The sequence below is a fragment of the Rhodococcus sp. JS3073 genome, from assembly GCF_026810085.1.
Lineage (GTDB): Bacteria > Actinomycetota > Actinomycetes > Mycobacteriales > Mycobacteriaceae > Rhodococcus_F > Rhodococcus_F wratislaviensis.
On the sequence record NZ_CP113951.1, the window covers coordinates 2,944,304 to 2,966,744 of the forward strand.

Below are 22,441 nucleotides of genomic sequence, written 5' to 3' on the forward strand. Positions count from 1 at the left end.
AAACGGTCCCGGCGTCGCGTTCGACCGCGTAAACATACCGTGCATCCGCGGCGTCGGCACACGACCGGCGGCGTCGACCTCCCGGGGCAGCCGCCCAGCAACCTAGTGGTGCCAGACCGCGGTGTTCCCGCCGCGACGCTTGGCGGCGTACAGCGCGGTGTCCGCGTGGTGGAGCAGTTCGTCGACCGTGCGAGCCGACGTACTGCGCGCCATCCCCACGCTGATCGTCACGACGAGGAGTTCGTCGCCGACGTCGATCGGCGTCGTGATCGACGCGAGCATCCGGGTCACCACGTCGTCGACGTCGTATTCGTCGACATCGGGGAGGATGGCGACGAACTCGTCGCCACCGAGCCTGCCGACCGCGGACGGCGCGCGCATCGCGTGGCGCAAATGCTCGGACACCCCCTGCAGGATGCGATCTCCGACGTGATGCCCCCGGGTGTCGTTGACATCCTTGAAGCCGTCGACGTCGAGGAACAACGCGACCGCACGCCCCGCACCGGGCTCGAACAGGCGCTGCAGGTGCTCCGTGATGGCGGCGCGATTGAGCAGTCCGGTGAGACTGTCGTGCGTGGCCTCGTGCAGGAGAAGAGCGTGCGCCTCGTCCGCCTGTTGCTGAGCGGTGACTTCCGCGGTGACGTCCCGGAAATGCACGACCAGCGCGCCGGAATCGGCTGCGGCGGTCACCTCGATCGTCATCCCCGGCGAATACAGCGAGTCCACCCGGGTCCGCTGCTCGCGGCCGGTGGCGAGCACCTTGCGGCACAGTGCGTCGAAGTAGCTGCCCTGCGTTTCGGGAAGAACCTCGGTGACGACACGGCCGAGCAGTTCGTCCCGCGACCGCCGCACGTGCCGCAGGCAGCCGGAGTTGACGTAGATGATCCGCAGGTCCTCGTCGAGCGCCATGAACCCCAGGCCCACTCGATCGAGCAACGACGCGAGCTGCGCGTCCCGGCCGGCCACGTGTCCCAGTTCGATGACCACCCCCGTCAGCTCGACAGGGGCACCGGACGCATCGGTGGTGACGTCGATGCTGCGGGTGAGGATGTACCGGGTCGACCGATCTGCCAGCACGATGCGGAACACGCATTCCGCGCCCACGGACCCGGCGGTGTCACCGAACATGCGACGCACCGCGCCGATGTCTTCGGAATGGACACGCTGACGCCATAATTCGAGCGGTGGCCGGGAACCGTCGTCCCCGAAGATGGCGGCGGCCTTCTCATCCCACCACAACGTCCCGTTCACGATGTCGTACCGGACGATGCCCACCCCGAGGCGCGGGATACCCAACGCCATCAGAAGCTCGCCGTCACCGTGATCGCCCCCAGCCGCTCGGAAACTGTCAGTTGGCGAGGAACTCGAGCAGCACCTTGTTCACCACTTCGGGCTGTTCGAGGTAGCCGTAGTGCCCGACGTCGGGGATCTCGTAGTACCGAGCCGACGGGATCGCCTCGGCCACCTCACGCGAGAGATACGGCGGGATCATCCGGTCGTCGGCGAAACCGATGGACAGGCACGGTGTCGTGATCGCCCGGTAGGCCTGCCTGCGATCGAAGCTGCGGTCCATCTCCATCTGCGCGCGCACGCCGTTCGACGTCCGGCCGCCGCTGAACTCGAACAGGTCGAGCCAGTCGCGGGCCGTGTGCGGGTCGACGAGCGATGCGGGCGACAGATTCATCACGGCAGTCACCGCGGCCCGGTACTTGGCCGGGAGTTCGACACCGCTGTCGTGCAGGGCGCGCTCACCCTCGGTGAGGGTCTGCTGGAAGTAGTCCATGCGGGCGTGACCGGCGAGGAAGGCCGCCTTGTGCACGAGATCGGGGCGGGTCAGGGCCAGTTCCTGCGCGACGCGGGCACCCATCGAGGTGCCGACGACACGGGCCGGGCCACCGCCGAGATGCTCGATCAGGCCCGCGGTGTCGGCGACGAGGTCGTCCATGGTGATCCCGTCGACGCTCTCACCGGACGGTGCGATGCCACGGTTGTCGAACGTGCAGACGCGGTAACCGGCGTCGATGAGCGCAGGGGTCTGATGCAGATCCCACACCCGTCCCGGACTTCCGGTTCCCATGATGAGCACCACTAAATCGCCGGATCCCTTGACCTGGTAATTCAGGGGGATCCCATTGATCGTGGCGATCGTCATCTTGCCTTCCTTCCATGGCCGGTCTCACCGAAATAGATTGGATAGCCTAAGCTGGCTTCGCTGCCGCTCGCATGCGGCGCTGACCGACAAGCTCGTCCAGGAGGACCGCGTTGAGAGTCGCCACACTCGGATATCAAACCTGGGGTCACCGTACCCTGCAGGCCCTGCTCCAGTCCGACCATGAGGTCGTCCTCGCGATCACCCACCCCAAGAGTGACCACGTCTACGAACAGATGTGGGCGGACTCCGTCGCCGACCTGGCCACCGAGCACGGGGTCCCCGTGCACATCGCCACCAAGCCCGACGAAAACTTCAAGGCCGCGCTGAAGCAGGCCGACCCCGACATCGTCGTCGCCAACAACTGGCGCACCTGGCTGCCACGGGACGTCTTCGACTCTCCCCGCTACGGCACCCTCAATATTCACGACTCGCTCCTGCCCAAGTACACAGGATTCTCCCCGCTCATCTGGGCGCTCATCAACGGTGAAGAAGAAGTAGGCCTCACCGCGCACCTCATGGACGAGGAACTCGACGCCGGCGACATCGTTTTGCAGAGGTCGACGCCCGTCGGACCGACGGACACCGTCACCGATCTGTTCCACCGCACCGTCGACATGATCGGCCCGATCACCCTCGACGCACTCGAGCTGATCGCGTCCGGTCGCACGGACTGGACGCCGCAGGACCGCTCGCAGGCCACGTTCTTCCACAAGCGTGCCCCCGAGGACAGCCTCATCGACTGGACGTGGCCCGCCGACGCCATCGAACGGCTCGTCCGCGCGCAGTCCGACCCGTACCCGAACGCCTTCACCCATTACAAGGGACAGCGTGTCCGGGTTCTGCAGGCCGCCGTATCCGAGGGAAATTACGGTGGCACGCCCGGGCGTGTCTTCATCCACGAAGGCGACGGAATGGTCATCGTCGCCGGACCCGACGCCCGCACGGGCCGGAACAAGGGCCTCAAGATCCAGCGCGTCCGGCTCGACGACGGCACCGAACTCGCCGGAACGGACTTCTTCCCCCACGGCGGCGGCTACCTCAGCTGACGCCCGTGCGCCTTTCTGGTAGCGGGGGCTACCAGAAAGGCGCACGGGGCGGAACGCCCTACTACCGCCCCTCCCACGCCGACCAGAGTTCGGCGTAGCGTCCGCCGGCGGCGACGAGGTCGGCATGTGGACCCTGCTCGACGATCCGGCCGTGTTCGAGGACGACGACCCGGTCCGCGGCAGCCGCCTGTGTCAACCGGTGGGCCACCACCAGCGTCGTGCGACCGCGGGTCGCGGCCTCGGCCGACGCCTCGAGTTCCCGCGCACCCGCGCTGCCTGCTTCGGCTGTCGCCTCGTCCAGGATCGCGACCGCGGGGTTCGCCAGGACCAGTCGCGCCAGAGCCAGTTGCTGCGCCTGGGCGGCGGTCAGCTCGTGGCCGCCCTCCCCGACCACGGTCTGGACGCCGTCGTCCAGCGCGGTGACCCAGCCGTCGGCGCCGACGGCTTTCAATGCCATCGCCGCGTCCTCCTCGGAGGCGTCGGGTGCGGCGAGCCGAAGGTCGTCGATCAGCGGTCCGGCGAACACGTGGACTTCCTGGCTGACGATGGCGACCCGGCGGCGGAGACCACCCGGCTCCAGGTCCGGCAGCGCGGTCCCGCCGATGCGCACCGAACCGGACGTCGGGACGATCGAGCCGGCCGCGATCGCCGCGACCGTCGTCTTGCCCGCTCCCGTCGAACCGACGAGGGCGACGCGTTCGCCGGACTTCACGTGCAGGCTGATGCCGTGCACCACTTCGTGGCTGCCGTCGTAGGTGTGCCGGACGTCGGCGAGTTCGAGCGTCGAATCCGCGAACTCCCGGACGGTGGCGGTTCCGGTGCCCGACTCGTCGTCGAGGTCGACGACGCCGACGAGCCGTGCCAGGCTCGCACCCGCCGACTGCACCTCGTCGAACGTGTACATCAGCATGCCGATCGGATTGAACAGCCGGTGGAAGAGCAGTGCCGCGGTTGTGGTCTGCCCGACGGTGACGATGTCGGCGTTCACCAGTGCGAATCCGGCGGCGAGAATGGTGGCGAGCCCCACGAACTCGGCCCGGTTGCCGCGTCCCGCAAACCGGGTGAACAGTGCGAAGACGCCGACGGACAAGTCGCGGGCCTTCTCCGACGCACCGTTGATCTGCCCCAGATGGCTGTCCTCGAGACCGTAGGCGCGCACCGTCCGAGCGCCCTGCATGCTGCTGATCAGCGCCTGCGAACGCTCCCCCATCGCGACGCGTTCGGCGGCGTACACCGGTGCGGACCGCGGCAGGTACCAGCGCATCGCCAGGGCATACATCGGCAGCGCCACCATGCCGGCGAGCCCGAGCCGCCAGTCGATGCCGAGCATCGTGACCATGCTCAGCACCACCAGCAGGACAGCCGTGACGAGGTTGGGGACGACGTCGGTGACGGCCTTGCCGATCACCGCGACGTCGTCGCCGACCCTCGACAGCAGGTCGCCCTTGCCGACGCGTTCGACCGTCTGAATCGGCAGTCGGAGCGCCCGGTCGACGGTGCGTTCGCGCAGGTCCGCCAGGATTCCCTCGCCGAGGCTGCGAATCAGGAACGACGCGAACCCGGCACACACGCCGCCGATCACCGCGGCGGACGCAATGACCGCGACCACCCACCCGATGGTGGACGGCGGCGCACCGTCCTGCACACGGTCGACGAGGACACCGAACACGTAGACCGGGACCAGCGCCATACCGGCCGCGACAGCCGCCACCAGCAGGGTGAAAACGCTCCGGCCGCGGCGGCGTCCGAGTTCGGACTTCAGCCACGCCCACGTGTCGCGCGCGTTGGCGATGGGCAGCAGTTCACTCATCGCAGGACCGCCTGACGGTAGTTCGCGTTCTCGGTCGCCAGTTGCGAGTGTGTGCCCTCGCCGACCACCGTTCCGTCGTCGAGCACGACGACGCGGTCGGTCACGGACAGCAGCGCGGGGCTGCTCGTGATGAGGATCGTCGTCTGGCTGCCCGCGGAGCCGCGATGTCGCAGGTCGGCGATGCCGCCCGCGATCGTGTGTTCAGTGACGGCGTCCACCGCGGTCGTCGGATCGTGCAGCACCATCACCGGCGACTGCGCCACCAGTGCGCGGGCGAGGGCGACTCGCTGCCGCTGACCGCCGGACAGCGAGGACCCCCGGTCGGCGACCTCGTGGTCGAGGCCCTCGGGGTGTGCGTCGACGACGTCCACCGCCGCGGACGCGGACAGCGCCGCCTGCACCTCGGACGCCGTCGCGCCGGGTCGGCCCGCGGTCACGTTCGACGCGACGGTTCCGGAGAACAGGTCCCCGTTGTGCGGTTCGACGAGCAGCGCCCGGCGGGCCTGCGCGAGATCCGCGTCCGACAGCCGGACTCCGCCCACCGTCAGTTCGCCGTTGTACCGGTCGGGCGGAACCTGCCCGGACAGCAGCGCGGCCAGCGCCTCCGCGTCCTGCGGGCGGTACGCGACGACGCCGAGCAGTTCGCCGGGGATGACCAGGAGATCCACTGCGCTCAGGGACCGGTACGAGACGCCGCTCAGGCTGAGCTCGCTGCCGTCGAGTGTCCGGCCGGACCCCTCGGGCAGCAGCGGTTCGGCGTCCAGGACCAGGGCGAGGCGGTCCGCCGACGCGCGGGCGAGGGCGAGGAAACCGGGCAGCCCGGCCAGGACGCCGAGCGGTTCGATGAAGAACTGGGACAGTCCGACGACGGTGATCAGCTCGCCGATGGTGATGCGTCCCTCGAGGGCGAACCAGCCGGCGAAACCCGCGACACCGACGGCGAGGAGGGCGCTGACGGTCATCGACACCCCGGCGAACACGGCGGAACTCTTCGCCGTGTGCAGGGTGGCACCGAGCGCCTCGCGGCTGGCTGTTCGGTATCGCCGCGACGCCGACACCTCGGCGCCGATCCCGCGCAGGGGCCGGAGCCCGCTCACGAGGTCGGTGGCCATGGCGGACGCCCGCGCGACGGCGGCCTGCTGATCGGTGGCGCGGCGGGTGATCAGCGGCGCCGCGAGCTGGAGGAGACCGAGGATGACGGGGGTGCCGATCAGAACGGCGAGCCCGAGGGGCACGTCGATCAGCAGCAGGGCGACGGCGGATCCGATCGCGGCGGTGAGGGCCGCCGCGGCCCGCGGTGTGATGTCCGCGATCCACGCCGCACGGTCGGCGTCCGACGTCGACACGGACAGCAGCTCACCGGCACGCAGGTCGGTGCGCACTCCCCGCGGGTCGAGGATGCGGTGCGCCACCTCCATCCGCAGCTGGTGCGCCTCGTTCTGCATCGCCACGACGATGAACCGCGCGCCGAAACGCCACGCCGCTGTGAGCACCAGGAACAGCAGTGCCAGGGCGGACAGCCACACCGCGAGTGCGAACACGTCCCCGGTGGCGACGGCCCGGTCGACGATCACGCCGATCGAGATCGGGACCAGCGTCTCCGCCACCTGATGCAGGCAGACGAGCACGGTTCCGATCCCCAGCCGAACACGATTCCGCACCAGCGTGCGACGCAGAATTGCGGTGCCACCAGTCTTCACGCGCGTAACTCCCAACGCCGACGCTTCCCCACCCACCAACCAAGTAAGCAGACCCTAACTAGATGAACCCTAATCGATGGGCAACTAGCGTTGACATGCCCGGTTCTCATAGAGTCGCCGATACGAACTACTGCGCGTGACGCAGCAGCAAGCCCGAGAGGACAAAGATGGCCGCGAAGACGACCGCCGAAAACGACATCGCGGACGAGGATCTCGAACCCCTAGCCGACGAGACCGCCCGCCAGGCGCAGCGCGTTGTCGCTGCATACGCCGAAGATGCCGACGAGTGCAGGATGCTGCTCTCCATGCTCGGAATCGGACCCACCAGCAAGCTCGACTGAGAATTTCATCCACTTCGACTGCGAAGGAAGCCCGTGGCTGCCAGTTCGGAATCGTCAGCATCGTCATCACGCTCGACTTCTGATCCTGTTTCCGGGCAAGCCGACTTCGTCGTCGTAGCGAACCGACTCCCCGTCGACCTCGAACGCCTTCCGGACGGCACCACGCGCTGGAAGCGCAGCCCCGGTGGCCTCGTCACCGCGCTCGAGCCGATCCTGCGCCGCAACAAGGGCGCATGGGTCGGCTGGGCGGGGGTCGCGGACGCCGAGCTCGATCCCGTCGTCGAGGACGACCTCGAGCTCTACCCCGTTCCGCTGAGCGCCGCGGAGATCGCCGACTACTACGAGGGCTTCTCCAACGCCACCCTCTGGCCGCTCTACCACGACGTCATCGTCAAGCCCGAGTACAACCGCGACTGGTGGAACGCCTACGTCGAGGTCAACCGGCGCTTCGCGGAGGCCACGTCGAAGGCGGCCGCGCACGGCGCCACGGTGTGGATCCAGGACTATCAGCTGCAGCTCGTTCCGAAGATGCTGCGCATGCTCCGGCCCGACCTCACGATCGGGTTCTTCCTGCACATTCCGTTCCCGCCGGTGGAACTGTTCATGCAGATGCCGTGGCGCACCGAGATCATCGAGGGTCTGCTGGGCGCCGACCTGATCGGGTTCCACCTCCCGGGCGGTGCCCAGAACTTCCTGTACCTGGCCCGCAAACTCGCCGGCCAGCAGACGTCCCGCGGCAACGTGGGTGTCCGCTCCAAGCTGGGCGTCGTGCAGGTGGGGTTCCGCACGGTGCGCGTCGGCGCATTTCCGATCTCCATCGATTCGGGGCAGCTGGACGAACAGTCCCGGTCCAAGTCGATCCGGGATCGCGCCAAGAAGATCCGCAAGGAACTGGGCAATCCCAAACACATCATGCTCGGCGTCGACCGCCTCGATTACACGAAGGGCATCGACGTCCGCCTCGCCGCGCTGCACGAACTGCTCGACGAGCACCGCATCGACCCCGCCGACACCGTGATGGTGCAGCTGGCCACGCCGAGCCGCGAGCGGGTCGACAGCTACGTGCAGATGCGCGACGACATCGAACGCAAGGTGTCGCGGATCAACGGCGAGTACAGCGAGGTCGGCCGGCCGGTCGTGCACTACCTGCACCGGCCGATCCCTCGCGAGGAGCTGATCGCCTTCTTCGTCGCCGCCGACGTGATGCTGGTGACTCCGCTGCGCGACGGCATGAACCTCGTCGCCAAGGAATACGTGGCCTGCCGCAGTGATCTCGGCGGCGCGCTGCTGCTCAGCGAGTTCACCGGCGCGGCCGCCGAACTGCGTCAGGCGTTCCTGTGCAATCCGCACGATCTCGACAGCGTCAAGGACGCGATGGAGCAGGCCCTGGGTCAGCCGAAGGAGGACGGCCGACGCCACATGCGGGCCCTGCGCCGGCAGGTCCTCGCACACGACGTCGACCGGTGGGCCAGGTCCTTCCTCGACGCCCTCGCTCACGGCGGCGCCGCCGGCCCCGCGCTGATCGCTCCCGCCGAGGCTTCCGAATCCGACTACAACGAGGACGCGACCGGGGAGAACTGACCTCCCCGGCTCAGCTGACCGGACGTCACCAGGAAGGCGACGAAGTCGCGGATCGTCTCGTCGGCGGGACGCGGAACGTAGCCGAGTTCGGACCGCGCCTTGCTGCCGTCGATGACGGGCGCCGCGAGCAGCGCCGCCATCGCCGACCGCGACAGCACGTCGGAGCCGAACCGGGTCCCGATCGGTTCGGCGATCGGCAGCACGCGTTCGATGACGCTGAGTGGGAACGAGTACAGCGGCCCCCGACGACCCGCCGCACGCGCAGCCCTTCTCACGGCATCGTGCATGCCGAGCATGTGCCCCGAGATCAGGTAGTTCTCACCGGTCCGGCCCTTCTCCCCGGCGGCGATCAGTCCGGCGGCGACGTCGCGGACGTCGACGAAGTCGAACCCGCCCTGCACGGCAGCGGGAACGCGGCCGCGAGCGGCGTTGCGCAGCAACGCGTTCACCCGCGACAGTCCGTAGTCGACGGGCCCGTACACCCCGGTCGGATTGCAGATCACCGCATCGAGCCCGGCCTCGACCACCTCGCGGAGTTCGATCTCGCCCGCCCATTTGGACCTGTCGTACACCGGGATCGACGCGTCGACGGACCGGGGCGAGTTCTCGTCGAGCGTGCCGCCGCAACTGGCCTGATCGAAGGAGTGCACGGAACTGCAATGCACCATCCGCCGAACACCCACTGCGAGAGCGGCTTCGGCGACGGTCCGGACGCCCTTGGTGTTGACGGTCCAGGCCAGGTCGTCCTTCTGCGCGAGGGTGATCATCGCGACCAGGTGGTAGACCACCTCGGCGCCCTCCAGCGCCCGCTTCATGGATTCGACGTCGAGCACGTCGGCGTTCACCCATGTGACCCCGTACTCGGGTGCGTACCGGGAACGCACGCGGTCGATTGCGGTCACCTCGTGGCCTGCCTCGACCAACAGATTCAGCAGATTGTTGCCCACGAATCCCGCGGCGCCGGTTACTGCAACCTTCATCGACGACTCCCCGTTCGGTTGTGGCCCCGCGACGCAGCGTCGTGCGTCGGCAATCGGCCAGGAGATCCCGACAGTACTAGAACTTGTTTCACTTTGTGAAGGGGGTGACCGCCTCGACGAACATTCGCACCCGCGAGATCTCGTGAGATCGCTTCGCGAACTCCAGCAGGGCGACCCCCTCCCACGCGGCCGAACGCACGGATGCGGTGACCGCGCACCCCGCCACGATCATCTTGCTCCACTGCAGTTCACGGAGGCTTTCCGCGAAGTGAACGAGCGAGATCGGGGAATCCGACGACAGTTCGAGAACCGCACCGGGAGCAAGCCTCTCAGACATTGCGGCCGTGTCCTGACGGCGGACGGCGACCAGAAATCCGGTGGCGGCGTTCCTGCCCGGACGTCCGACGGTCCGCAGTCCTCGCATGAAACCTGTTACACCGAGCACGCCCTGATTCGACAGCAGTTGCGGCGCCAGTTTCACCGACGCCGCCGCGCCCCGCCACCCCGCCCCGGCCAGCTGGGCGATCATCACGGGCAGTTCCCAGTGCGCGTACAACCCGTCGACGGTCACGACACCCGACTCCACCACGAGGTCGTAGCGCAGGTGCATCGGCACCCTCAGCACCACTCCCGTCGACATCCGGGTCTCGAGGTCGAGGTCCCGAACCACCGTCGTCCCGCACACCACGTCCCGCTTCACGTGGAACGTGATCGAGTTGGGGGCGATGAACGTGTCGTAGAACCGTTCGATCGCCGCCGTGCCGACGTGCGGCCGCGAGCCCACCGGGTCGTTGACCCGAGCGCCGTCCGAGAACAGCCCGACCCACGCGGCGCGGTCGTGCACCGCGACCGCGGACGGTGAACGCCCAACGACAGCAAGGAGTTCCGCCCCGGTCGGCGTCGGGTCCGGCACCGTTACACCGGGGTCAACTGATCGACGAGCCAGCGGTCGTCGACCTTCTGCAGCGACACCCGCACACGGCTGCCCGACGTTCGGGCGTCGGGAGCGTCGGCGCTCGTCGTCGTCTGGTTGAGGTACAGCAGAACCACCGCCTCGTCGGGTGTGGTCGACACGGGCGCGGCGGCCTGCACCGACACCTGCACGGTGAGTTGCTTCTCCTTGGCGCCCGGCGCGATGGTTTCCTGCACGAGCGTGGTGTAGTCGTCGCGGAACGAGCCGGTGAGCCCGTCTGCGGCAGCCGCCAACTGGTTGTCGACGTCGGCGAAATCGTACGCCAGCATCGCCACCGCCTGCTTGCCCGCGGCATCGACGGCCTCGGTGCGCGCCTGCTCCGAGAGTTGATCCTGCCGGTGGTCGTACCAGAGGAAACCCACCCCGACGGCGAGCGCGACCACCACGACCGCGGCCGCGATCTTCAGTGCTGTCTGCTTGGTGACGGCGAACTTTCGCTTGTCTTCGCTGTTGTCGCTCATGGGACGAACTCCACCTTCGATGCGGTCAACTTGCCGTCGACGTCGCTGACCGTCACTCGCATCCGGAAGTCGCGCGGTGAGGGTTCCGGCTGTTCCTTGCTGCTCACCATCGTCCGCGCGGCAACCAGAACATTCGCCGAGATCGAGGTCTCGCTCCCGTTCTCGACTCCTGCCTCGACGACCTGGCCCTCGGTGGTCACATTCGCGTCCTGCACGACGCCGACGAACGGATCCTCCCGGCCCTGGAACTCTTCGAGGAACTGACCCGAGGCGCCGGCGATGATCCGGTCGACGTCTTCCTTCGCCGTCTCGGGATGGATGGTCGTCAGGTTGAGCACCGTCTGCCGGGCGGTGTCGACGAACGCCTGACGGCGATCGTCCCGTTCGCGCGCGGACCGTAGGTCGAGCAGAAGCACCACCGCCGCGACGACCAGTGCGACGACGACCACCGCGGTAACGCCCCACGCGAGCAACGACTTCAGCGGTCGACGCTGCTCCGGTGCGTCGGGCGCCGGAGGTTCCGGGGACGCGACCTTCGCCGCCTCGGGCGCGGCGTGCGCGCCCACCGGCTTGGCGAGGACCACCGGCTTCGGTGCCTCGGTCTCCCCCACCGGCGGGCCGGCGTGCCGGACGGCCCTGCGCCTGCTCCGGTCCTTCGCCGCGGACGTCTGCTCGGTCGCCTGCTCCGTGGAGTCGGTGGCGCGTTCGTCTGTGCTGGAACTCAAATCTGCTGACCTGTCATCATCGTCTGCCACGTCGAGTCCTTTCCCTGCACCGCCAGATCCGGTTGGGTGTACGTCTTTCCATCCGAACCAATGAAGCTACCGGTGGCCGGGTCGTAGGGCACGGCCGCGACCGGTGCACCCGCGGCGCCTTCGTAGGAACTCGGAACGGCTGTGTACGAGGGTACATCCGGCGGCATGATCGGCCCGTACGGCGGGTTGTTGCCCGACGCCTCCCAGCCCTCGCGGCACGCCTCGACCGTCGGTGCGCGGCGTCCCGGGAATTCCATGCACGGCAGGTTCCGCGCGCCGCGCACCACGGACGGGTCGTCCGGAGCGGCCTTGCAGTACAGGTCGTTCGGTGTCGCGATCGGGTCGGTCTGATCTCCCGACCGGCGTTGCTCCGGGGGCAGGAAGCCCGTCGTGCAGGCCGGCGGGTCGTGCAGTTGCAGGGCGAAGTCGACGATCGCGCCGTCCTCCACTGGCCCGCCCGTCGCCGCCGTCACGAGTGCCGCGGTCAGGGGCGGGTAGATGACCAGAACCTGCTCGATGCTCTTGTTGTAGATCACCCCGACCTGGCCGACGCTCACCAGATTCCGCAGCAGAATCGGCAGGGTCGGCTGCAGGTCCTGGAACAGCTGGGTGGCCTCCTGCGCCGTTCCCGGGCCCTTCTCCAGCACCGACCGCAGGCTCGGGTCGCTCGCCCGCAACTGGTCGGTGAACGTCACCAGGTCCCGGGTCCACGACCGGATGGCGTCGCTGCTGACCGTCTGCGTGTCGAGCAGGGGGCCGACCTGGTCGATCAGGGCCTTCGTCGCGTCGCTGTTCGCGTCGGCCTCCTCGACGAACAACCGGGCCGAGTCGATGAGCCTCTGCAGGTCGGGACCGGATCCGTTGAACGCCGTGAACGCCTCGTCGATCACCGTCTGCAGCCTGGTGTCCGAGATGCTCGCGAGCAGTTCGTCGGCCTGGTCGAGCATCTCGCCGACATCCTGCGGAATGGTGGCCCGATCCAACGGGATCACGTCACCGTTCGCGAGGTACGGGCCGTCGGCCTCGGCGGCGCCGTCCCGGGGAATCAGGTCGACGTACTGCTCGCCGACCGCCGACACGCTCTTGACCGCCGCGTCGACGTCCGCCGGAATCTTGTAGTCGCTGTCGAGCGACATCTTCGCTTCCACACCGTCACCGGTGAGCGTCACGTTCTCGACGACACCAATGTTGGTGCCGCGATAGGCGACATTGGCGTGCGAGTAGAGCCCACCGGTGGACGGCAGTCGGACACTCACCTCGTAGCGCCCGACGCCGAACAGCACCGGCACCTTCACGTACTGGATCGACATCACCACGAGCCCGATGACGGTGAGAATCGAGAAGATGATCAGCTGAATGCGAACGAATCTCGTCATTCTCATGGTGTCGGTGCCCCTCCCAGTTGCGGCGGAAGGCCCGGTATCTGAGGCAGTCCGGGTATCTGCGGAAGCCCCGGAATCACCGGCGGTGCGGGTGCCGGCTTCGGAGCCGGCTGCAGGGGTGCCTGCAGCGGATCGCCCGACTGCCCGGCCACCCCGGCGAGCGATCCCACGGCGCCCTCGACGCCGCCGAGCGATCCGCCGAGACCGGTTCCGGTCAGGAAGTTGCTGTCCACGCGCTCGTTGGTCATGTCGATCGTCATCATGAGGTTCGCGTAGTCACCCTGAATCGCCTTGTCCATCGTCTTCATCGGGAAGGGGTACGTGAGCATCAGGGTCAGCACCTCGGTCAGCGCGCTCCCCGAGTTGGCGAGTTCACGCAGCACCGGTGTGAGGTTCGCCAGGTTCGCTTTCAGTTCCTCGCCGCTGCTCTCCACGAGACGGGAAGCGGTGTCGCTGAGCTTGCCCACCTCGACCAGCGCGGTGGTGAGGTTCTGCCGTTGGGTGACGAGCACTTCCAGCGCGGGCGGGATGCCGTCCAGCGCCGCGTCCAGGGTGGCCTTCTGCGCGTTGACGGTGCCCGCCAACCGGTCGAGTCCCTCCATCGCGCCGATGATGTCTCCGCGCTGCTGATCCAGGCTCGTGACGAGCTGGTCGAGTTGCGGGAGAAGATCCCGGATCGAGTCCTCCCGGCCACCCAGTGCGGCGTTGAGCTCGAGAGTGATGTCGTGGATCTGGGCGATGCCGCCACCGTTGAGTACCACAGACAGTGACGACAACGTCTGCTCGGTGGTCGGGTAGGCGCCCGCCCGCTCGATGGGGATCACGTCGCCGTCCTCGAGCCTGCCCTCGGGCTCGGCATCGGTCGGCGGAGCCAGTTCGAGGTGCTGCGAGCCGAGGAGGCTGGTCTGGCCGATCTTGGCGGTCGCGTTGGCAGGCAGTTGGACGTCGCCGTTGATCGAGACGGTGACCAGTGCATGCCAGTCCTGCACGTCGATGCCCGTCACCGAACCCACCGTCACGTCGTTCACGCGGACCGGCGAGTTCTGCGACAGCGTCGTGACATTGGGCATCTGGATCTCGACCGTGTAGGCGTCGTCGCCCTGGCCCTCGGTGCCCGGCAGGGGAAGAGAATTCAGCCCTTCCCACTCGCACCCGGTCAGGGTGAGGGACAACGTGATCGCGACGGCCGCGACGGCGCCGCGACGCACCCGTGTGTGCTTCGTCATCGCCCACCTCCCGGCTGCAGCAGATCGTTCAGGTCCTTGGGCACGGCGACGGTCGGCATCCCGGCGAGGATCCCGGTCATCGGCGGCGCGGACCGCGGAGGTACGGAGGCCTCGAGGCTCGGCGGGGTGTACTCGATCTGGTCGGGGAATGCGTTCACACCCGTCGTCGGGTTGGTGAGGATGGGCAGGTAATTCGCCGTCAGCGAGTTCAGGACCGGCGACAGGTACTGGGTGCACAGGTCCGCGCTCCGGTTCGCCTCGTTGGCCTGCAGGCTCTGGATGGCACCGCACATGAAGTTCACGGGGTTCCCGAAGTTCGCCATCGCGACCGCACCGACCAGTGATCCCTGCGCCGGCTTGTAGATGTTGCTGAAGTTGGCCAGCGCCGTGGGCGCGACGTGGAGCACCTGCTCGATCTGCGGCCTCTTGTCGGCGAGCACCTGGGTGGCGTCGGCCAGGCGGCCGACCTGTTCGCTGAGGCTCGCCCGGTTCTCCACGACGAACCGGTTGACGTCGCCGAGCGCGAGGTCGAGATCGTTCAGGGCGGTGCCGAGTTCGTCGGAGTTGGTGGCGAGCATGTTCGACACCGACGCGAGCCGTCCCTCGAACTGGACGATCTGCTCGTTGCTCGACGACAGAGCCGCCACGAACGTCTGCAGGTTGCGGATGGTGGAGAACAGGTCGGTGCGGCCGTCGGACAGGGTCCGCATGGTCTCCGACAGTTCCCGCAGCGTGTTCCGCAACGACTCTCCGTTGCCGTCGAGATTGTCGGCGGCGGTGTCGATGAACGTGCCGAGCGAGCCCTGCGGGTCGGCACCCTGCGGTCCGAGCGCCTCCGACAGCTTGTTCAGCTCCGTCTTGATCTCGTCCCATTCCACCGGGACGGCGGTGCGCTCCACGGGGATGCTCGCGCCGTCGCCCATCGTCGGCCCACCCGCGTACACGGGTGTCAGCTGGACGAACCGTCCCGACACCAGGCTGGGTGCGACGATGACGGCCTTCGCGTCGGCCGGGATCTCGACGCTCTTCTGCACGTTCATCGTGACCCGTGCGAAGTCGGCGCCGGGCTCGATCGAGTCGATCGTCCCCACCTTCACACCGAGGACGCGGACGTCGTCGCCCGAATACAGGCCGGTGGTCGCCGGGAAGTACGCGGTGATCGTGTTCTGGAAGAGTTTGGGCACGAACATCACTGCGGCGCCGACGATCAGCACCACCACGACCGCGGCGACGCCGCCGCGGATCAGCCACTTCTTCCGCGTGTTGGTGATTTCCGGGTTCGTCGTCATCGCGGCGGTTCCCTCAGCTCGATGGACGGACCTGTCTGCAGGTAGGCCTGGAGGTCGTTGGGGAGATGCTCCGGCCACGTCACCGCGTCGCTGAGCCCCTGGAACAGGTTGCCGATGCCGATGTTGTAGACGTACGCCATGAAGAACGGACCGCTACCGACCGACTCGCCGAGCTGAGTGGCGTACGGGGCGAGGCCGTCGAGTGCCTGCGAGATGTTGTCCTTGTTCCGCTGCAGGACGTCGACCACCGAGTTCAGCTTGTCGAGCGTCGGTTTCATCTGCTCCTCGTTGTCCTGGACCAGTCCCGTGAGCTGCCGGGACACCGCGGAGATGTTCACGATCAGCTGGCTGATCGCCGTGCGGCGACGGTCGAGCTCGCCGAACAGCTGGTTCCCGTCGACGATCAGCGAGTTGATCTGCCCGCTGCGCTCGGCGAGGATTCCGGTCACGTTCTCGGCACGCGAGAGCAGCTGTCTCAGCGTCTCGTCCCGCGAATTGATGCTCTCCGACAACCGGGTCAGGCCGTCGAGAGCGGTGCGCAGCTCGGGCGGTGTGTTCTCGAGAGCGCCGGACATCGCGTTCAACGCGTTGTTGACCTCGTCGGTGTCGAGCTCGGACACGGTGTTCGACAGATCGCCGAGCGCGTCGTTGAGGGAGTACGGAGAGTTGGTGCGCTCCAATGGAATCGTCGACCCCACCGACATCGTGTCGTACCCGAGCGGGGTGACGGCCAGCGACTTCCGTCCGAGAACCGTGTTCGTCTTGATGTTCGCCTCGGTGGCGTCGCCGAGGACGATGCCGTCCTGGATCGTGAACGTGACGAGCACGTGCTGATCGTCCAGTTCGACCTCGGCGACCTTCCCGACGTCGACACCGGCGAGCGTCACCGCGTCGCCGGTCATCAGCCCACCCGCGTCCTCGAAGTAGGCGGAGTACTGCGTTCCGCCCGAAAGAAATTGCAGCTGATCGTATTGCAGGGTCGCGATCACGATCATGCTCGCGATGGCGACACCGATGATTCCCACCTGTACGGGATTACGTTCGCGCTTCATGGCTACGGTGCACACCTCCCTGCCGTCTGACCGCCCGGCATGTTGAGGAGCAGATCCGATCCGTCCGGGCCGGAGAACTTGAACTTGACCGTGCAGACGTACATCTGGAAGAAGCTGCCGTAGGTGCCGATGCGGATGAGCCTCCGGTAGGCGTCGGGCAGATTCTGGAACACCCAGTCGAGGTCGTCCTCCCCCGCCTGGAGCTGGGTTGCAGTGCGGTTGGCCTCGGCGATCGTGCTCTGCAACGGTGGCCGCGCACCTTCGAGCAGATTCGCGAGATCCCCCGTCGCCCCCGCGATGCGGGGAATGGCGTCGCCGATCTGATCGCGGTCCTGGGAGAGCCCGCTGACCAGCTGCTGCAACTGGTCGAGCGTCGACCGGAACTGGTCGCCGCGGTCGTTGATGGTGCCGAGCACCTGGTTGAGGTTCGTGATCACCTCACCGATCAACTGGTCCCGGTCGGCCAGGGTGTTCGTGAACGAACTCGTGCTGCCGAGGAGAGAGACGAGGGTTCCGCCCTGCCCCTGGAACACCTGGACCAGCGCCTGGGACAGGTCGTTGACCTGTTGCGGGTCCAACGCCCGCAGGAGTGGCTTGAACCCACCCAGCAGAAGGTCGAGATCGAGTGCGGGAGAGGTGTTCTCGACGGGAATGGATCCACCGTCCGGCAGCGGCTCCACCGAACCGGCGCCTTCGAGAAGTTCCATGTACCGGTCGCCGACGAGGTTTTCGTACCGCACCGTGGCCTTGGTCCCGTCGAACAGCGAGTACTTGGTGTCGACGGTGAAGTCGACGTCGGCGAGGTTGTCGTCGTCGATGCTCACCTTCTCGACGGCGCCGACGGGAACGCCGGCGATGCGCACCTTGTCGCCGGGCTTGAGCCCGGACACGTCCGTGAAGGTGGCGTGGTAGCCGTCGGAGCTGCTGAACCGGTACTGGCTGAACACCAGGGCGAGTCCGGCGAAGATCACCGACATCACCGTCGCGAAGATCAGCAGTTTGACCGTGGTCGCTCGCACAGTCACTGCCCACCCTGCCCGGGGTACACACCCGCGAACAGCAGCTGGAACACCTTGGGCAGGTGCACCTGGACTTCCGTCGACGGCACGAACGGCACCGTTCCGGTGTCGGCCACGACGAAGTTCGCATGCTTGCTGAGATCAGGGTTGGGAAGACCGTGGCAGTTCGGCCCACCTGTCGCGTTCACTTTCGGCAGGTCCTTCGGATAGGTGTACGGCTCCTGCCCGTACATGAAGCTGGCGCTCAGCGCGATGCCCGGCTGATTGCCGCCGATGAGCTGTTCGGCGAGGGGAATCACGTTGTTCAGGCCGACGATGAAGCAGGAGATCTCGGGCGAGTACTCGGCCAACAGGTCCGTCGTCGGGAGCAGCAGGTCGAGAGAGGAGCTCAGGTTCTGCTCGTTCTCGGTGAGTACGGTGTTCGCCGTGTCGGCCAGCCCGGTGACGTTGAGCAGCACGGCATCCAGGTTGTCCTGTTCGTCGACGACGGTGCCGCTGGTGGCCGTCGCGTTGTCGAGCACTCGCAGCAGATCCGGTGCCGTGTCGGCGTACACGTCGGTGACCTGCGCGGCTTTCGCGAAATCTTCCTGCAGCTGAGGCAGACTCGGATTCATCTTCGCCAGGTAGCTGTCGCTCTGCTCGAGCAGGGCGCCGAGTTCCTCTCCGCGCCCGCGCAGCGCCGACGAGATCGCCCCGAGCGTGGCGTTGAGCTTCTCCGGCTGCACCTGCGCCAGCACGTCCGACAAGTGCTGGAAGACCGTGTTGAACTCGACGGTGACGTTGTCGGACGCGATGACGTCACCTGCCTGAAGAGGGGTGGACGACGGGTTCTCCGGCATCACGAAGTTGACGTACTTCGCGCCGAACACGGTGGTGGACTTGATCTCCACGGTGGCGTTGGAGGGGATCAGCGACATCATGTCGGGGTACATCGCCAGTTTCAGCTCGGCGCCGTCCGTCACGTGTTCGATGGAGCCGACGCGGCCGACCTCGACGCCGAGGAGCTTGACCTTGGCGTCGGGTTCCATCACCAGCCCGGAGCGATCCGACGTGACGGTGACGGGCGTGGTCTCGCTGAAGGTTCCGTTGAACATGGCCAGTGACACACCGATGATCGCGAGAAGACTCACGACGAGAACGAGTGCCGCGAGCTTCTTCTTCCCACTCGAATCAGACATCTACCGGCACTCCTATCCCGAAAGGTTGAAGTTGCCGGACCCGCCGTAGATGGCGAGCGAGATGAGCAGGGTGACGGTGACGACGGCGATCAGCGAGGAGCGCACCGCGTTGCCGACGGCCACACCGACACCGACCGGACCGCCCGAGGCGTTGAATCCGTAGTAGGTGTGGATGAGCATGATCGCGATCGCCATGACGATGGCCTGGGCGAACGACCACAGAATGTCCGTGGGTATCAGGAACGTCGAGAAGTAGTGGTCGTACACGCCGGACGACTGGTCGTACAGCACCACCGTCGCGAACCGGCTGGCCATGAACGACGCGATCACTGCCAGGGCGTACAGCGGAATGATGGCGATCATGCCCGCCATCACTCGTGTGCTGACCAGGTACGGGATCGACGGGATCGCCATCGTCTCGAGCGCGTCGATCTCCTCGGAGACGCGCATGGCGCCGAGCTGGGCGGTGGAGCCGGCGCCGATGGTGGCCGCCAGACCGATGCCCGCGATGACCGGCGCCGCGATCCGCACGTTGATGAAGGCCGCGAAGAATCCGGTGAGGGCCTCGACGCCGATGTTGCCGAGCGAGCTGTACCCCTGCACCGCGATGGTGCCGCCGGTGAACAGGGTCAGGAAGCCGACGATGACGACGGTTCCGCCGATCACCGCGAGCGCACCCGTGCCCATGCTGATCTCGGCGATGAGCCGCAGCGTCTCCTTCGGGTAGTGCATCAGGGCGCGGGGCGCCCATCCGATGGCACGCGCGAAGAACAGCGCCTGCTCACCGAGCCGGTCGATCGAGCGGGACGCCGACGCGAACCGTTTCCGAGTTCGGGGAAAGCGCCCGGCCGCCGCTAGTGCCATCTACTCCACCACCATGTCGATCACCCTGCCGTCAGCTTGATGCCGACGGCGGTGACGAGAACGTTGACCACGAACAGGGCCATGAACGAGAACACGACGGTCTGGTTGACGGCGTCACCGACGCTCTTCGCGCCACCCTTGACGTTCAGGCCGAGGTAGGCGGCGACGAGGCCGGCGATCATGCCGAACAGACCGGCTTTGACTTCCGAGATCACGAGCTCCCCGAATCCGGTGAGCAGGGTGATGCCGTTGACGAACGCACCCGGGTTGACGTCCTGGATGTAGACCGAGAAGACGAAGCCGCCGAGGATGCCGATGGTGCAGACCAGGCCGTTGAGCAGGAGCGCAACGACGGTCGACGCCAGCACTCGTGGCACGACCAGGCGGTGGATCGGATTGATGCCCAGCACCCGCATCGCGTCGATCTCTTCGCGGATGGTGCGGGCCGAGAGGTCTGCGCAGATGGCAGTGGCTCCTGCACCCGCCACGATGAGCACGGTGACGATGGGACCGACCTGGGTCACGGTGCCGAGAGCGGCGCCGGCGCCACTGAGGTCTGCCGCGCCGATCTCACGGAGGAGGATGTTGATCGTGAAGCTCACCAGCACGGTGAACGGAATGGCCACCAGCACGGTGGGCACCATCGAGACCCGGGCGACGAACCACGCCTGGTCGACGAACTCGCGACGTTGGAAGGGCCTCGAAAAGACTGCCCTCAACGTTTCGCCCGACATCGTGAAGAACCCGCCGACCGCACGCAACGGCACCTCGAGGAGGTCTACCATCCGTCCTCCTCGTCCATGATCTCGCCCAGCACCGACTGTCAGTTCGAGCCCAGCCCCCCGACGGTCTGTGACTCAGGTCATATTAACTAGAACGTGTTCACCTGTCAAAGGTGGTCGCTCATCAGCAAGAATCGTCCCACATTCAGCACGCTCGGAGTGCGGAATTCGACCGAAATTCCGGGCGTGTCCCCGGCCGATCGGACTCGTTGATTCGCGCCGAGCGGAAATTCGAGTCGTGGCCCTAAAATGTTATAGCACAACAATTTTGAGAGAATTTCACCGCATGTCGGCGAACGGCGGATACACCTTCTGCAGCTGCCGCGCACACGGGCCGACCTCGGCAGCTGCCGCGCCGGATGGGCAGGCGCGATCGAACTGGTCGACGACAGCAGAACTAGAACACGATCTAGTCATATCCGGCACACCTCTCGAACACCCCACCACGGTCTCCCGGCCCCCGTTCCGCCGCTCTTCAGTTGCCTTCAGTATCGCCCATCGCGCGGGCATTACCTGCGGAAACGATACGGAAACAACCTTCGTGTCGGTTATTCGGCCCCGGCGACGCAGTCAGCCCAGTTCGCGTAGCGCCGCGGAGGCCGAGAACATGGCGGCAGGATCCCGATCCGCGAAATAGTTTCCGAGCTCCGCCGCGAGCGCACCGGGTGTCCACCGACCGTCCGCGGCGTCGAACCGCCGCTCCACGACCGGTGCCGCCATCAACGCCACCATCGGGCCGTAGACGACGAAGACCTGTCCGTTCACCGAGTCGGCGGCGGGCGAGGCGAGGTAGGCGACCAGCGCGGCCACATGCTCGGGCGACAACGGGTCGATCCCCTCGGCCGGTGCCTCCCCGAAGACGTTCTCCGTCATCGACGTGCGGGCCCGAGGGCAGATCGCGTTGGCTCGGACGCCGTACCGGGACAGCCCGCGGGCCGCCGACAGCGTGAGCGCCGTGATGCCCGCCTTGGCGGCGCCGTAGTTCGCCTGCCCCTCGGGGCCCAGCAGTCCCGCCTCGGACGAGGTGTTGACGATGCGTCCGTAAACAGGCGCACCGGCCTCCTTCGACTTGCCCCGCCAGTACGACGCGGCTGCGCGGCACAGCAGGAAGTGTCCGCGCAGATGAACCTTCAGCACCAGATCCCAGTCCTCGTCGGACATGTTGAACAGCATGCGATCCCGCGTGATACCCGCGTTGTTCACCAGGATGTCGAGGCTACCGAGCCGACTCTGCGCCGCCTCCATGATCGCGTCGGCGGTGGACCGTTCCCCGATGTCGCCTGCCACGAACTCGACCTTCGCGCCCAGGCCCCGGATCTCCTCGATCGTTGCCTCCACGGCGTCGTTCGCGGCCAGGTCGTTGACGACGACGGACGCACCCGCGCGGGCCAGTGCGATCGCCTCGAATTTTCCGAGGCCGGATCCGGCGCCGGTCACGACGGCGACCTTGCCGTCCACGTTCACATCGCGGTCAGCCACAGCATTCATGAACACGCTCTCCTGGTTCTGTGCACTCGCCGGAGGTCGCGAACACGACACGGCGGTAGGTCGACGTCACTGTAGAACGTGTTCTCATTCCGGGCAACAATCCTCAGGGGTGTTCGGTGAGCGCGGCCCTCGGACACTGGGCGATCGCCGTACGCACGTCTTCCTCCCGGTCAGCGGGAGGAACGGCACTCGAAATGTGCAGCTGATCGTCGTCGTCGAGCTCGAAGATGTCGGGTGCGATCCCCACGCACACACCATTGGCTTCGCAACGGTCGAAATCGACTCTGACCTCCATGGTAACCCTCACTTCTCCTCGTCTCGTCACTCGTGGACCCGGGTGCCGCCGGGCTGTGGCGCACTCC

At 67.0% G+C, this 22,441-nt stretch carries 21 protein-coding genes; 3 read left to right on the top strand and 18 right to left on the bottom strand.

Features of this window, described 5'->3' with window-relative positions:
- Positions 1–102: 102 nt before the first annotated feature.
- Positions 103–1,302, bottom strand: coding sequence for a sensor domain-containing diguanylate cyclase (locus OYT95_RS13180; RefSeq protein ID WP_268791654.1), 1,200 nt, complete (start codon positions 1,300–1,302; stop codon positions 103–105).
- Between the two features lie 46 nt (positions 1,303–1,348).
- Complete coding sequence (locus OYT95_RS13185; protein WP_268791655.1) at positions 1,349–2,152, bottom strand: alpha/beta fold hydrolase; 804 nt, start codon at positions 2,150–2,152, stop codon at positions 1,349–1,351.
- A 110-nt stretch (positions 2,153–2,262) separates the two neighbouring features.
- On the opposite strand from OYT95_RS13185, the gene OYT95_RS13190 reads away from it, so the two are divergent.
- Positions 2,263–3,198: a methionyl-tRNA formyltransferase gene (locus OYT95_RS13190; RefSeq protein ID WP_037241552.1), complete on the top strand. Its 936-nt coding sequence runs from the start codon at positions 2,263–2,265 to the stop codon at positions 3,196–3,198.
- 61 nt (positions 3,199–3,259) lie between these two features.
- Here OYT95_RS13190 and OYT95_RS13195 read toward each other — a convergent pair whose 3' ends face one another.
- Together OYT95_RS13195 and OYT95_RS13200 are read right to left on the bottom strand one after the other, a co-directional pair.
- A complete protein-coding gene (locus OYT95_RS13195) occupies positions 3,260–5,008 on the bottom strand; it encodes an ABC transporter ATP-binding protein (protein WP_037241555.1) in 1,749 nt (582 codons plus the stop codon).
- On the bottom strand, positions 5,005–6,708 hold the full coding sequence (locus OYT95_RS13200) for an ABC transporter ATP-binding protein (protein ID WP_268791656.1): 1,704 nt from the start codon (positions 6,706–6,708) through the stop codon (positions 5,005–5,007). Before OYT95_RS13200 ends, OYT95_RS13195 begins: the two co-directional genes overlap by 4 nt.
- A gap of 167 nt (positions 6,709–6,875) precedes the next feature.
- On the opposite strand from OYT95_RS13200, the gene OYT95_RS13205 reads away from it, so the two are divergent.
- Both OYT95_RS13205 and OYT95_RS13210 read left to right on the top strand, forming a co-directional pair.
- The gene (locus OYT95_RS13205; RefSeq protein ID WP_005262874.1) at positions 6,876–7,049 is read left to right on the top strand and encodes a hypothetical protein; all 174 of its coding nucleotides are present in this window, start codon (positions 6,876–6,878) and stop codon (positions 7,047–7,049) included.
- Between the two features lie 33 nt (positions 7,050–7,082).
- Complete coding sequence (locus OYT95_RS13210) at positions 7,083–8,630, top strand: alpha,alpha-trehalose-phosphate synthase (UDP-forming) (RefSeq protein ID WP_037241561.1); 1,548 nt, start codon at positions 7,083–7,085, stop codon at positions 8,628–8,630.
- On the opposite strand, the gene OYT95_RS13215 is transcribed toward OYT95_RS13210, so the two are convergent.
- From OYT95_RS13215 to OYT95_RS13280, 14 genes are all read right to left on the bottom strand, one after another.
- On the bottom strand, positions 8,600–9,610 hold the full coding sequence (locus OYT95_RS13215; protein WP_268791657.1) for an NAD-dependent epimerase/dehydratase family protein: 1,011 nt from the start codon (positions 9,608–9,610) through the stop codon (positions 8,600–8,602). The genes OYT95_RS13210 and OYT95_RS13215 overlap by 31 nt on opposite strands.
- An 88-nt stretch (positions 9,611–9,698) precedes the next feature.
- Positions 9,699–10,523: a nuclear transport factor 2 family protein gene (locus OYT95_RS13220; protein WP_268791658.1), complete on the bottom strand. Its 825-nt coding sequence runs from the start codon at positions 10,521–10,523 to the stop codon at positions 9,699–9,701.
- 2 nt (positions 10,524–10,525) lie between these two features.
- The gene (locus OYT95_RS13225; RefSeq protein WP_268791659.1) at positions 10,526–11,044 is read right to left on the bottom strand and encodes a h domain protein; all 519 of its coding nucleotides are present in this window, start codon (positions 11,042–11,044) and stop codon (positions 10,526–10,528) included.
- A complete protein-coding gene (locus OYT95_RS13230; protein WP_268791660.1) occupies positions 11,041–11,769 on the bottom strand; it encodes a hypothetical protein in 729 nt (242 codons plus the stop codon). Before OYT95_RS13230 ends, OYT95_RS13225 begins: the two co-directional genes overlap by 4 nt.
- Entirely contained in the window at positions 11,766–13,181 is a 1,416-nt protein-coding gene (locus tag OYT95_RS13235) for an MCE family protein (RefSeq protein ID WP_268791661.1), read from the bottom strand. Before OYT95_RS13235 ends, OYT95_RS13230 begins: the two co-directional genes overlap by 4 nt.
- Positions 13,178–14,407 (bottom strand): MCE family protein, encoded by a 1,230-nt coding sequence (locus tag OYT95_RS13240; protein WP_037241578.1) that lies wholly within the window; start codon positions 14,405–14,407, stop codon positions 13,178–13,180. The genes OYT95_RS13235 and OYT95_RS13240 overlap by 4 nt, the downstream gene beginning before the upstream one ends.
- Entirely contained in the window at positions 14,404–15,696 is a 1,293-nt protein-coding gene (locus OYT95_RS13245; protein WP_268791662.1) for an MCE family protein, read from the bottom strand. The genes OYT95_RS13240 and OYT95_RS13245 overlap by 4 nt, the downstream gene beginning before the upstream one ends.
- Positions 15,693–16,748: an MCE family protein gene (locus OYT95_RS13250; RefSeq protein WP_037241584.1), complete on the bottom strand. Its 1,056-nt coding sequence runs from the start codon at positions 16,746–16,748 to the stop codon at positions 15,693–15,695. Before OYT95_RS13250 ends, OYT95_RS13245 begins: the two co-directional genes overlap by 4 nt.
- 2 nt (positions 16,749–16,750) lie before the next feature.
- Positions 16,751–17,767 carry an MCE family protein gene (locus OYT95_RS13255; RefSeq protein WP_011597040.1) on the bottom strand — a complete coding sequence of 339 codons (1,017 nt, stop codon included), beginning with the start codon at positions 17,765–17,767 and terminating at the stop codon, positions 16,751–16,753.
- 2 nt (positions 17,768–17,769) lie between these two features.
- Positions 17,770–18,945, bottom strand: a complete 1,176-nt coding sequence (locus OYT95_RS13260) for an MCE family protein (protein WP_268791663.1) — start codon at positions 18,943–18,945, stop codon at positions 17,770–17,772.
- 12 nt (positions 18,946–18,957) lie between these two features.
- Positions 18,958–19,809 carry an MlaE family ABC transporter permease gene (locus OYT95_RS13265; protein WP_005244538.1) on the bottom strand — a complete coding sequence of 284 codons (852 nt, stop codon included), beginning with the start codon at positions 19,807–19,809 and terminating at the stop codon, positions 18,958–18,960.
- A 20-nt stretch (positions 19,810–19,829) separates the two neighbouring features.
- Positions 19,830–20,594 (bottom strand): MlaE family ABC transporter permease, encoded by a 765-nt coding sequence (locus OYT95_RS13270; RefSeq protein WP_015888557.1) that lies wholly within the window; start codon positions 20,592–20,594, stop codon positions 19,830–19,832.
- Between the two features lie 567 nt (positions 20,595–21,161).
- Entirely contained in the window at positions 21,162–22,079 is a 918-nt protein-coding gene (locus OYT95_RS13275) for a 3-oxoacyl-ACP reductase (protein ID WP_268791664.1), read from the bottom strand.
- A gap of 103 nt (positions 22,080–22,182) precedes the next feature.
- Positions 22,183–22,374, bottom strand: a complete 192-nt coding sequence (locus OYT95_RS13280) for a ferredoxin (protein WP_005262894.1) — start codon at positions 22,372–22,374, stop codon at positions 22,183–22,185.
- Positions 22,375–22,441: the final 67 nt, after the last annotated feature.

Coding starts and splice junctions, on each gene's coding strand:
- OYT95_RS13180 (WP_268791654.1), bottom strand. CDS start 1,302: ATGGCGTTGGGTATCCCGCGCCTCGGGGTGGGCATCGTCCGGTACGAC.
- OYT95_RS13185 (WP_268791655.1), bottom strand. CDS start 2,152: ATGACGATCGCCACGATCAATGGGATCCCCCTGAATTACCAGGTCAAG.
- OYT95_RS13195 (WP_037241555.1), bottom strand. CDS start 5,008: ATGAGTGAACTGCTGCCCATCGCCAACGCGCGCGACACGTGGGCGTGG.
- OYT95_RS13205 (WP_005262874.1), top strand. CDS start 6,876: ATGGCCGCGAAGACGACCGCCGAAAACGACATCGCGGACGAGGATCTC.
- OYT95_RS13215 (WP_268791657.1), bottom strand. CDS start 9,610: ATGAAGGTTGCAGTAACCGGCGCCGCGGGATTCGTGGGCAACAATCTG.
- OYT95_RS13225 (WP_268791659.1), bottom strand. CDS start 11,044: ATGAGCGACAACAGCGAAGACAAGCGAAAGTTCGCCGTCACCAAGCAG.
- OYT95_RS13235 (WP_268791661.1), bottom strand. CDS start 13,181: ATGAGAATGACGAGATTCGTTCGCATTCAGCTGATCATCTTCTCGATT.
- OYT95_RS13240 (WP_037241578.1), bottom strand. CDS start 14,407: ATGACGAAGCACACACGGGTGCGTCGCGGCGCCGTCGCGGCCGTCGCG.
- OYT95_RS13245 (WP_268791662.1), bottom strand. CDS start 15,696: ATGACGACGAACCCGGAAATCACCAACACGCGGAAGAAGTGGCTGATC.
- OYT95_RS13250 (WP_037241584.1), bottom strand. CDS start 16,748: ATGAAGCGCGAACGTAATCCCGTACAGGTGGGAATCATCGGTGTCGCC.
- OYT95_RS13260 (WP_268791663.1), bottom strand. CDS start 18,945: ATGTCTGATTCGAGTGGGAAGAAGAAGCTCGCGGCACTCGTTCTCGTC.
- OYT95_RS13265 (WP_005244538.1), bottom strand. CDS start 19,809: ATGGCACTAGCGGCGGCCGGGCGCTTTCCCCGAACTCGGAAACGGTTC.
- OYT95_RS13270 (WP_015888557.1), bottom strand. CDS start 20,594: ATGGTAGACCTCCTCGAGGTGCCGTTGCGTGCGGTCGGCGGGTTCTTC.
- OYT95_RS13275 (WP_268791664.1), bottom strand. CDS start 22,079: ATGAATGCTGTGGCTGACCGCGATGTGAACGTGGACGGCAAGGTCGCC.
- OYT95_RS13280 (WP_005262894.1), bottom strand. CDS start 22,374: ATGGAGGTCAGAGTCGATTTCGACCGTTGCGAAGCCAATGGTGTGTGC.